This window comes from Pedobacter sp. (assembly GCF_040513095.1).
Lineage (GTDB): Bacteria > Bacteroidota > Bacteroidia > Sphingobacteriales > Sphingobacteriaceae > Pedobacter.
The window spans coordinates 23,172-35,229 of sequence record NZ_JBEVDX010000147.1; the positions used below are offsets into that span (position 1 = coordinate 23,172).

Annotated in this window: 8 protein-coding genes; 5 read left to right on the forward strand and 3 right to left on the reverse strand. The window is 43.2% G+C overall.

Going from position 1 to position 12,058, the window contains the following annotated elements:
* Positions 1-76: 76 nt before the first annotated feature.
* Positions 77-550: a ribonuclease H-like YkuK family protein gene (locus ABWY16_RS16725; RefSeq protein ID WP_353905799.1), complete on the reverse strand. Its 474-nt coding sequence runs from the start codon at positions 548-550 to the stop codon at positions 77-79.
* A gap of 204 nt (positions 551-754) precedes the next feature.
* Between ABWY16_RS16725 and ABWY16_RS16730 the strand changes: the two genes are divergently transcribed.
* Positions 755-2,950, forward strand: a complete 2,196-nt coding sequence (locus ABWY16_RS16730; protein WP_353905800.1) for a bifunctional alpha,alpha-trehalose-phosphate synthase (UDP-forming)/trehalose-phosphatase — start codon at positions 755-757, stop codon at positions 2,948-2,950.
* A gap of 54 nt (positions 2,951-3,004) precedes the next feature.
* Here the strand turns inward: ABWY16_RS16730 and ABWY16_RS16735 are convergent, their stop codons facing one another.
* On the reverse strand, positions 3,005-4,786 hold the full coding sequence (locus ABWY16_RS16735) for a glycoside hydrolase family 15 protein (protein WP_353905801.1): 1,782 nt from the start codon (positions 4,784-4,786) through the stop codon (positions 3,005-3,007).
* 287 nt (positions 4,787-5,073) lie between these two features.
* Here ABWY16_RS16735 and ABWY16_RS16740 point away from each other — a divergent pair, with 287 nt between their 5' ends.
* The 4 genes from ABWY16_RS16740 (at position 5,074) to ABWY16_RS16755 (ending at position 9,736) form a co-directional block, all read left to right on the forward strand.
* A complete protein-coding gene (locus ABWY16_RS16740; RefSeq protein ID WP_353905802.1) occupies positions 5,074-5,292 on the forward strand; it encodes a hypothetical protein in 219 nt (72 codons plus the stop codon).
* Between the two features lie 49 nt (positions 5,293-5,341).
* The gene (locus tag ABWY16_RS16745) at positions 5,342-6,649 is read left to right on the forward strand and encodes a DEAD/DEAH box helicase (protein ID WP_353905803.1); all 1,308 of its coding nucleotides are present in this window, start codon (positions 5,342-5,344) and stop codon (positions 6,647-6,649) included.
* Positions 6,650-6,651: 2 nt separating this feature from the next.
* Positions 6,652-6,900, forward strand: a complete 249-nt coding sequence (locus ABWY16_RS16750; protein WP_353905804.1) for a DUF1456 family protein — start codon at positions 6,652-6,654, stop codon at positions 6,898-6,900.
* Positions 6,901-7,117: 217 nt separating this feature from the next.
* A complete protein-coding gene (locus tag ABWY16_RS16755) occupies positions 7,118-9,736 on the forward strand; it encodes a TonB-dependent receptor (protein ID WP_353905805.1) in 2,619 nt (872 codons plus the stop codon).
* A 67-nt stretch (positions 9,737-9,803) separates the two neighbouring features.
* Here ABWY16_RS16755 and ettA read toward each other — a convergent pair whose 3' ends face one another.
* Positions 9,804-11,483, reverse strand: coding sequence for an energy-dependent translational throttle protein EttA (ettA, locus tag ABWY16_RS16760; protein ID WP_353905806.1), 1,680 nt, complete (start codon positions 11,481-11,483; stop codon positions 9,804-9,806).
* Positions 11,484-12,058 lie beyond the last annotated feature (575 nt).

Below are 12,058 nucleotides of genomic sequence, written 5' to 3' on the forward strand. Positions count from 1 at the left end.
GGTCTTTGGACTAATTTAATGCCTGCCGATGAAAGGCGCCGGAAGGCATTAAAAATTAGTCCAAAGACCTTTTATCTTAATGTACCATCTTATCTGCGCAGGTACTGCTGGCGAAAGCTTCGGGCTTAGCCTTAAAAATGAACCCCATGCTCAGAATATAACCCATGGCCTCGTTCAGTGCCTTATTCGACTTAAACATCGGGTTAGTGTTGATGTCAGCATGTACCTCGAGGTCTACATCATACAGATCCAGCAGGTCGCACACCGCATATGCCGTCTCGATAGACTTCTGTACTTCGATCAGCATCCTTTCCTTGATCGTCATTTTCTGCTGGCTCTTTTCCTGGTGGATAAACATGAATCCTCCGTGTTGTTCCCTGAGCAGAACAATCACTGTAGCGAAATCTGTGAAGGGGCCCTTCACCTGTGAATCAGTACCAATGCAAACTTTGAGGTGATAGCCATTTGCAGTCTCTCTGATGATGGCTTGTTCTACTTCTTCTAAAATTGGTGTGTGGATCACTTCACCATTAAATTTCTTCCAGGTCATACGTTATTGGTGTTAGGTAACAACCCGTATACAGGTTTTCTAAAAATAACTTGATTATGTTAAATATACATTAAATTCCTGTGGTTTATTTGCTAACAATCAGTCGTTTATCAACAATTTTGACATTTGGATATATGTCTGTACAATGTCTGAATGGGAGAAAAATCAAACAATCGCAATGCTCAATAGTTTTGTAAGTGTAATATGGTAAACAAAACAATAATAGTTTCAAACCGCTTACCCGTCAAAATAGTAGAAAATAACGGCGAATATCTCCTGAGTCCGAGTGAAGGTGGCCTGGCAACAGGCCTTGGCTCTGTATATAAAAAAGGAGATAATATTTGGATTGGGTGGCCCGGAATTGATGTTCCGGAAGAAAGACAACAGGAAGTAACAGATAAACTGGCAGAGCTGAATCTGATTCCTGTATTTTTAACTCCTGATGAAATCAATCTTTACTACGAAGGTTTCTCGAATGAGGTTTTATGGCCTGTGTTTCATTACATGGTCACTTATGCAAATTATGAACAGACTTACTGGGATTTTTATCAGACCGTTAATCAGAAATTTAAGGATACGGTAAACGAGCATTTAAGGGAAGGTGATACTGTCTGGGTACATGATTATCAGCTTCTGTTACTGCCTGGACTCATCAGAGAAGTACAATCTCATGTCACAATTGGTTTCTTCCAGCACATCCCTTTTCCCTCCTATGAGATTTTCCGTTTAATCCCCTGGAGGGATGAACTTGTGGAGGGCATGTTTGGGGCCGACCTGCTCGGGTTTCACACCTTTGACGATGTAAGGCATTTTCTGAGTGCAGCAGCACGTTTAACAACAGCTAAGATCTCAGACAACGTAATCACATTTAGAGAACGGCAGATTGTTGTAGAGTCTTTCCCTATGGGTATAGATGAAGTAAAATTTGAAAGTCTCGTGTCTGATCCTGCCGTGGTAGAGCAGATTGCATCCCTCAAAGAGACGATGCAGGAACGCAAGATCGTTCTGACGATCGACAGGCTGGATTATAGCAAAGGTATCTTACAGCGGCTGCAAGCCTACGAATTGCTGCTGCAGATGCATCCGGAGTATATAGATCATCTATCTTTGTATATGATTGTTGTCCCGTCCAGGGATACCGTTCCGCAATACAAAGAACTTCGTGATCAGATCGATCAGCTGGTTGGTAATATCAATGCCACTTACAGGACACTGAACTGGCTACCGGTACACTACTTCTACAGGTCTTTTCCTATAGAATTCCTGTCGGCCCTGTATGCGACAGCAGATATTTGCCTGGTTACGCCAATGCGTGACGGCATGAACCTGGTGAGCAAAGAATATGTGGCCAGCAGGACAGACAATACAGGCGTACTGATCTTAAGTGAGATGGCAGGCGCCTCGAAAGAGCTGAATGATGCCCTGATTGTTAATCCTAATAATATAGGAGAGGTAATGAGGACAATTGTGCAGGCCTTTAATATGCCTGTAGAGGAACAGGCAACACGGATGTCAGTAATGAGAGGCATCGTTAAAAAATTCGATATACACCTTTGGGTTAAAAATTTTATGGATAAGCTGGAAGAAGTAAAGCAGCTGCAGGAATCGTTATTGACAAAGTTTGCAGTGAGAGTGGTAAGAGAACAAATGGCGAAGGATTACGTGGCGGCTACCGAAAGGTATATCTTCCTTGATTATGACGGGACGCTGGTTGGGTTTAACGGTGATCTTGAAAAAACAGCTCCTGACCCGGAATTGTATAAAATACTGGAAACCCTGACTGCCGATCCCGCAAACCGCGTAATTATCATCAGTGGAAGAAGAAACCAAACCCTGGAACAATGGTTCGGACACATGAAACTGGACCTGATTGCTGAACATGGCGCATGGCAAAAAAGGGATCAGGAAGAATGGAAATCACTGCCTTTGTTAACCGATCAGTGGAAACAGGATGTGAAAACAGTGCTGGACACCTATACAGACAGAACACCAGGATCCTTTATCGAAGATAAAAGTTATTCACTGGTATGGCACTACCGCAAGGTAGAAGAAGGGCTTGGCGAGCTGAGGGCAAATGAGATCATCAATCACCTGAAAGTAACTGTTGCTGATAAAGGGCTTCAGATGATGCCGGGGAATAAAGTGATTGAGTTTAAAAATATAGAAGTAAACAAAGGTAAGGCAGCTTTGAGCTGGTTATATGGAAACGACCCCGATTTTATCATTGCTTTTGGGGATGACCATACTGATGAAGACATATTCAAGGCTCTGCCGCCAACGGCATACACCATTAAAGTAGGGAGCAATATATCGGCAGCCAGAAATTACCTGCGCAACTTTATGGAAGTAAGGGAACTGCTCAAGATTCTATCGGCAAGTACTGCTGCACAGCTAAAATAAGTACAGCCGTACACAAGGTACAGCTGTAATATTAATAGAGACAGGTTCGTTTTCTTAAAGGAAAACGGGCCTGTCCAGTTTTATAGCAATTCTGTGTGCGGCATTCATCAGTCCAACATGACTGTAGGCCTGCGGGAAATTACCCCATTGACTGCCATCCTTTTCATCGATGTCCTCTGCAAACAGATCCAGGTGATTACCATAGCTGATCAGTGAATCAAATGCTTTTACCGCATCATCTATACGGCCAACGATTGCAAGAGCTTCCACATACCAGAAAGCACAGATCAGGAATGTAGTTTTAGGTTTCCCGAAATCATCTGTATGGCGGTAACGGTAAAACAAACCATTTTCTGCTTTCAGCTCCTCTTCAAGGGCGATCAGGTGATCTTTGGCACGCTGAGAATCCGGGTCGAGATAGTTCATCAGGATCAGTTGCAAGGTGCTGGCATCAAGGTGTTCGCTATCTATAGCATGGTTATATACTTTTCTCTCCGGATCATAACAGGCTTCAATATGGGCAGCAGCACGGTCGATCAGCTGACTTGCCCGGTCCTGGAATTCCTGGTTACCAATTCTCTTTGCCATTTTCAATGCCGCATTGGCACCTGCCCACTGAAAAAGGTTGGTGTAACAGTGCATATTGGCCAGGTTACGGAATTCCCAGATACCGGCATCTTTTTCATCGATGGTGCTTTCTATTTTACTGAGCAGGTAATCCAGCCATATGGTAGAGTCCTTGCGCTCACTATAAATAAACCTGTTATCAGAATACAAGGGAAGCATAGAGATCAGTACCTGTCCATAAATGTCATTCTGGATGTGCTCAAATGCCTGGTTGCCGATCCTTACAGGCTGATTGCCCTGATAGCCTTTCAGGTTGGTCAGAATCCTCTCTGTAAGCACACGCTCGCCGGCTATACCGAAAAGCGGTTGATATCTTTTATCATCACGGAAAGAAATGTCAGTGATGTAATTAAAATAACGTTCCATTTCTTCAAAATGGCCTATGTGGTTAAGGGCAGTGATCACATAATAGGTATCCCTCATCCAGCAGTAACGATAATCCCAGTTCCGTGTGCTTCCCGGAGATTCAGGCAAACTGGTTGTACTTGCCGCTATGATTGCTCCGGTATCTTCGTACTGGTGTATTTTAAGCACCAATGCAGAACGGATAACCAGCGACTGCTGGAAACCGGCTATAGTAGAATGTTTGATCCAGGTGCGCCAGTATTTCCTGGTTTCTAAAAGAAACCTTTCTGCTGTACTTTCAATCGGTGCCTCCAGGTTATAACCATAAGTCATGATGAGGTATTTGGTGTCGTTCAGCGCGAAATACTTTTCATCTTCAATATAGGATAAAGAGATATTTGTACTTAGCTGCATGTGATGCTCACTCCCGGTGAACAGCAGGTGATTGCTGCCGCGAGATCCTTCCTGGAAACCTTCTCCATACGCAAAGGTTGGTTTACAGGTTACCTTAATCCTAGGATTACCCTGAAGCGGTTCGATCTTGCGGATAAACATCAAAGGTTTGTAGTACCGTTCATATTGAAAAAAGCGGGGTGCAAAATCGGTGATTTTGTAACTGCCTTCTTCATTGGTGATTTCTGTGCAAAGAATATTGGTATTCTCCAGGTAATACTGGTCTGAGGTATATTCCCCGCTGGGACGGATAGAGTATTCTCCGCCTTTTTCCTCGTCGAGCAGTCCCCCGAAAATAAACGAGCTGTCGAACCTCGGCCAGCATAACCAATCCACATTTGTGTTTTTATTGATATGTGCAAGAAAAGCACAGTTCCCGATAATACCGGTCTGGTAGGTATGTCTGTCCATTATCTGTTATTTAATACATGTTGGCACTTTTATCATACGATTATTGTGCCTGTTAATTATTGAAGAACTAAAACGCATATCTTGCAATCGTCATGCCGCAAAAGGCATGTATGTGCCGGTATCCGGGATGAAACAAAAAAACATTACCAGCTGTTAGTAGAAAAGAAGGGTAGCTATTGACGGTCCTCATAATTGTTTTTATATTTATATCAAGCGGCCCGATACGCTGAACCGTCAACAGACCGTTTTTATTTAATTATCCATTTACTCATTTAAATAAAGGTAAGATGAACACAGAGCTGATAAACGAATTCTATTTACTTCAACAAAGCCGGTCTAATGCCAAATATCTTGATATCCTGGAAGAGAAGATCTGTTCCCCTATTCAGGAGGCAAACAGTAAAGTGACATCCTGGATGTATAAGAGGGGTACGATGCTGATGAGGCTTGAAAAAAAGGCGCAGCTGAGAATGGGTAAGATCAGGAAGAAACTGATGAACTACTAGCCTGTTGCTTTTGCGGCCATTCTTATCTTAATTCCCTTATCTTTGCCGCATGATGGTAGAAAAGGTACTGGGTAATTTAAAAATCACTTCTTTAAATGATATGCAGCAGGCAGCAATTGCGGCTGCAAACAAAGGAAAGGATGTTGTTTTGCTGGCCCCAACTGGTTCTGGCAAGACGATTGGGTTTTTATTGCCTGTTTTAAAAAATCTGAGTACAGAGGCAAAAGGTGTTCAGGCATTGGTGCTTGTTCCGTCGAGAGAGCTGGCTTTACAGATAGAGCAGGTGTTCAAACAGATGGGGACAGGTTTCAAGGTGAACTGCTGTTATGGCGGCCATCCTGTAAAGATCGAGCGGAATAACTTTGAACAGCCTGCTGCGGTACTGATTGGTACACCGGGCAGGATTGCCTATCATCTGAGAAAAGAAAACTTTGATGAATCCAGTATCACCACTTTGGTACTGGACGAGTTTGATAAGGCCCTGGAGTTTGGTTTCCAGGAAGACATGGCCTATATTATCGGCAACCTGCGCTCCCTGAAACAACGGATGCTGACCTCGGCTACAGCCATGGAAGATATTCCTGATTTTACGGGATTGAAGCAGCCTGTTGAGGTGAACTTTCTGAAAGACGTTAAGGTAGCACCTGACCTGAAACTGAAAAAGATTATTACTACTGCAGAAGACAAACTGGACACGCTGTTTGACCTGATCTGTAAGATAGGCGCGCAAACTTCGCTCATCTTCTGTAACCACAGGGAAACGGTAGACCGGATCAGTGACCTCCTGATTGATAAAGACCTGGCCCATGATATTTTTCACGGGGGTATGGAGCAGGATGAAAGAGAGCGTGCCCTGTTAAAGTTCAGGAACGGCAGTATCAAAATCCTGATCACTACAGACCTGGCCGCCCGCGGACTGGATATCCCTGAAGTGGGAAACATCATTCACTATCAGCTTCCTTACACTGAAGATGCATTTTTGCATAGAAACGGACGTACAGCGCGCATGAATGCCAAGGGTACAGCCTTCCTGATTATGACTGAAGAAGAGAAGTATCCTTTTCTGAAAGGTGATATTGAGATTGAAAAGCTGAAAGGCAACTATGAGCTGCCGAAAGACAGCCAGTGGCAGACCCTCTATATTGCTGCCGGCAAAAAAGATAAAGTTAATAAAATTGACATCGTTGGGCTGCTGCTGAAAAAAGGCGGACTGCAGAAGGATGATGTGGGGCTGATTGAGGTTAAGGATCAAAGTTCATACGTTGCAGTAAAACGAAATATGGTCAATAAGATACTTGCTGCCCTGCGGGACGAAAAGATAAAAAACAAAAAAGTGAAGATAGAAGTAGCAATGTAATTATGAGCAATAACGATATTTTTAAAAAACTCCGCGTAGCGCTGGAACTGAATAACGAGGATATCATTAAGATCCTCGAACTGGTGAATTTCAAGATCACGAAAAGTGAGCTGGGCTCTTTTTTCAGAAGTGATGACCATCCTAATTTTAAGCCCTGCGGCGATCAGATCCTCAGAAATTTCTTAAATGGATTAGTGATCTATAAAAGAGGACCGAGACCAGAGAAAGCAGGAGCCCCAAAAGCAGATTAATCAGCCGTTGTGATAAAATTTAACCGGATATTTAAGAATATTCGGTTAATTTGATAGAACAAACCGTTATACTTGTGAACGGAAGATTGAATAGCATCCCATAACAACGGGAAATATTTTATTCGCACCCAGGGATAATAGTATTGCATGGCAAATGGTTGATTTTTTAAAATTTCACGGAAATCTGACTCATTTAAAATGCATCATTTTATTTAATGTGTTCTGGCTTTTATGCTCAGTTGCAGCCGATGCACAGGTGCAGCGAAAGGTCAGCGGCAGTGTTATAGATTCCCTCAGGGATGCGGTCCCTGGCGCAGATGTAATCATGATTGCGGATAAAGACACACTCAACACCGTTACCGACAGCCGCGGACGGTTTGCCTTTGCCGGCATTACAGCCGATAATATTTCCCTTCTGATCATGAGGGTAGGCTTTAAGCCATACTCGATGGCTTACGCCTATCAGGAAGACCAAATTAATCTCATCCTCTATCCCATAATGCTTCATCTCGAATCTAACCTGCTGGACGAAGTAGTGATTAAAGGAAGGGATAAACCCATCAGGATCAAAAGAGACACCATAGAATTTAACGCTTCATTTTACCAGATATATGAGAATGACAGGGTAGAGGACCTGCTGCGGCAGTTACCCGGGGTAGAAGTAGATGCCAATGGAAATGCTTTCACCATGGGCAAACCGCTGGTTAAACTGCGTGTAAACGGGGAAGACTTTTTCACAAATAATGTGAAGGATTTTATCAGGCAGCTTCCTGCAAACATCATCGATAAACTACAGATCATTAATGATTATGGTGATGAGGCAAATTTTACGGGTATGAAGACGGGCGAATCCCAGAAGATGCTGAACCTGGTGACCAAAGCAGGACAGAACAACGGTACTTTTGGCAATGCTTCTGCAAGCGGTGGAACAGACCACAGGTATGGGCTGCAGGGAAATGGTAATCTTTGGCAGGGAAGCAAGCAGATCGGGCTGAGCAGCAATTCAAATAATACCAGTAATGACGCAGGTATCAATACTAATGCTGGTGCAGGCCTGAATTACCGGGATAAATTATCCAATGGCGTAACGGCCAGCGCGGTGTATAACTATGCTTATATCAAAAACCTTTCAAAACAGCTCAATTCTATAGAAACAATCACCCCGGGCGGAACGATCAGTAATAAGTCGGAATCCAACAGCAGGTCTACAGATAACAACAATACGATCAATTTCAATATCCAGTCGGTAGCAGATAAGAGCTATTTCCAGGCTTCCCTTGGCGGATCGATGGTGAAGCGAACAAGGCTGGCTAAGACAGATTCAAGACAAACAGGACTGATCAGGCAGGATTTGCTTAGCGACAACCTTTCCAATTTAGAAACGCCCAATCTGAATGGAAATTTTGTGTGGGCAAGGAGTATGGAAAAGCCAGGAAGGAGTATGTCGGGCGGGATTACGTTCAGCACAGGTATTAACCAGTTAGAAGAAAAGCTCGGAAATCAGATCAGTTACTACAACAGGAATAACAATACCTTGCTCAAGGATTCAGTGGTAAACCGGCTGGTGGAAACCGAAAACAGATCGAATAATGTTACAGCTGATTTCAGGTACAGCGAGCCACTGCGTGCCAGTCAGGATTCTGCAGTAAAAAAGAATATTGATTTTGCTTATTTCTTTTCCTTCAATAAAACAAGAAACAGTTTATATACGCGTGTGAATAACAATATAGGCAACAATAAGGTTGTAGACTCATTGAGTTCATTGTATTCTTCCTCGTTTCTCCTTCACCGCTTCGCAGTTAGCTACAGGTATCAGTCAAAACGCCTCAATTATAACCTGGGAGTAACAGCCCAGCCCAGCCAGCTGACCGGGCAATATAAAGGCAATGACATGAAGATAGACCATGTTGAACTCAATGTCTCGCCGATCATTAACCTCAGCTATGCATTTTCCGACTGGGATAACCTGTCCTTTGTTTACAGTGGTGTAAGTACTGCTCCGGATTTTTACCAGCTGCAGCCTGTGCCAAACATCAGCAATCTCCAGAATGTGATTATTGGAAATCCGAACCTTAAATCCAGTTTTACGCATGCAGGAACACTTAGTTACCAGCACACTGGCGAAAATACAGGCGCCACACTCATGCTTGGCTTAAATGGTTCTGTAGTGGAAGATCAGGTGGTGAGTAATGTTGTGCTGGTAAAAGACACACTGAACAGCCTGAAACAGCAAACCTATTTTGAAAATGCCAATGGCGTGTATCAGTTTGGCAGTGTCTATTCCTATTCTTTACCTTTTGACCATAATAAATTCAATGCAGAGCTAAGAGGGACCTGGGATTATATCAATATGGTGTCCTTTGCCAACCATGTGCTCAATACCAACAGGAATATCAATTACTCGCAGACCTTTAAACTCAGGATGAATCAGCGCCGGGTTACATTATCAGGCGCTGCCATGTATAATTACAGCAGTAACCGTTATTCTATTGCGCAGTACAGTTTACGGAATGTGGAGACCTGGCAGTTTAATATCAATGAGCGCACCAATATCGGGAAGAGCTGGGTGGTCATTGCCGATATCTCAAAAAGGATCAATTCCGGGTATGAGCTGAAAGTTGCGAACCCGCTGCTGATGAATTTTACTGTGGAGAAGACCCTGTTAAAGAACAGGCAGGCTACTATGATGCTGCAGGCCTATGATTTACTGAATCAGGGGAACAACCTGGTGAGAAGTATATCTGATAATTCCATTACTGACAGTCAGTATAATCAGATTACCAGATATTTTCTTTTGACTTTTACTTATCGTTTACAAAAATTCGGGAACAGGTAATGTTTATTACTTGTTCCCGAAGATACTCTGCGGGCGTTTGAGGTAAACAGTTAACGCCAACAGCTACTTAAACCAGTTTTTTATAGCGGATACGGTGTGGAGTTACATCACCCAGGCGTTTCTTACGGTTTTCTTCGTAATCACTGTAGTTACCTTCAAAGAAGTATACCTGCGAGTTGCCTTCAAATGCGAGGATGTGTGTACAGATCCTGTCCAGGAACCACCTGTCGTGACTAATCACAACGGCACAACCGCCAAAGTTTTCCAATGCTTCTTCCAGGGCACGCAATGTATTTACGTCGATATCATTCGTAGGCTCATCGAGCAGCAATACGTTGGCACCTTTCTTCAGTGTAATAGCCAGGTGAACCCGGTTACGTTCTCCACCTGAAAGGATATTCACCTTTTTCTGCTGGTCGCCACCATTGAAGTTAAATTTAGATACATAGGCACGACCGCTTACGGCTTTATTGCCCAGTTGAATGTTATCCAGTCCGTCGGTGATATTTTCGTATACTGTTTTATCACCGTCAAGGTCGTTATGCATCTGATCCACATATCCAAGAGATACTGTTTCGCCAACCCTGAAGGTTCCTTCATCTGGTGTTTCCTGCTCGGTGATCAGGCGGAAGAGCGTAGTTTTACCTGCTCCATTGGGGCCAATGATTCCTACAATACCAGCTGGTGGCAGTGAAAAGCTCAGGTTTTCAAAAAGGATCTTGTCGCCATATGATTTGGTTACATTGTTGGCCTCGATCACTACATTCCCCAGTCTTGGTCCTGCAGGGATAAAAAGCTCCAGTTTGTCTTCTCTTTCCTTTGAATCCTCTGAAGCCAGTTTATCATAGTTTGATAACCTTGCTTTAGATTTTGCGTGTCTTGCTTTAGGTGCCATACGTACCCATTCCAACTCACGTTCCAAAGTTTTCTGGCGTTTGCTTTCTGTTTTTTCTTCCTGTGCCAGCCGTTTTGCTTTCTGGTCTAACCAGGATGAATAATTTCCTTTCCATGGAATACCCTCACCACGGTCAAGTTCAAGGATCCATCCGGCAACATTATCAAGGAAATACCTGTCGTGGGTAACGGCAATTACAGTTCCTTTGTATTCTTTCAGGAATTGCTCCAGCCAGTCGATACTCTCCGCATCAAGGTGATTGGTTGGCTCATCCAGCAGCAATACATCCGGCTCCTGCAGCAACAGGCGGCACATAGCTACGCGGCGGCGCTCACCACCAGACAATACACCAATTTTGGTATCCGGATCCGGGCAGCGCAAGGCATCCATTGCACGTTCCAGTTTGGTATCCAGTTCCCAGGCATTGGTTGCATCAATTTTATCCTGCAGCTCCCCCTGTTTAGCCATCAGTTTATCCATTGCATCGGCATCTTCATAAACTTCGGGCAATCCGAACTGCTCATTAATGGCTTCGTATTCTTTCAGGATTGCAGTGATCTCTGCAACACCCTCTTCCACCACTTCGCGGACAGTTTTATTTTCATCCAGCTCCGGTTCCTGTGCCAGGTAACCTACCGTGTAACCCGGTGAAAATACAACCTCGCCCTGAAAGGCTTTGTCTATACCTGCAATGATTTTTAAAACTGAAGATTTACCTGATCCGTTTAAACCGATCACACCAATCTTGGCACCGTAAAAAAAGGAAAGGTAGATGTTCTTTAGTACTTGTTTCTGAGGGGGATAAATCTTATTTACCCCCGCCATTGAGAAGATTATCTTTTCGTCTGACATTTTTGGTTGTTATGTTTTGCGCCTGCTAGAGGGCGGTTTATATTCTATTCAAGTTGAGCGCTGCGGCCTTAGCCACAAATATAGGCAAGGGAACACAGTAACGAAATTATCATTCTTATATTCTGAGCGTATATTCCTGAAATGTCGTGATATTATTGGTGGCAAACCCGGAAATCGCGGCAGATACAGGTTGGGAGCAACTGACAATTTGATACTCGAATTGTGTTGTAACTTACAAAATGACAGGTCGTTTTAATGTAAAGAATCATTACATTACCGGGACAATTCACCCAAAACCTGTGGTTGTTTCTTGTACAATGATTATTTAAACTACCTTAGGGGTAGTTTTTATTTTCTTTTCATAGCGCAATTATTATTGCTATTCGTGTCAAAAGTTAGTAAGTTTAGTGAAATAACGTCAGGATCTAAATCTTTCTTCCTTTATATGGCGTAATTGTTGATAAAATAAATCAGATTGGTGACGCTTTTTATAACATATTTTATAGTTTAGGGCGTTCCTGTTTTTAGAAAAGGTATATATGGAAGCTAAATTTTCACCACAAGTAAAAGACGTG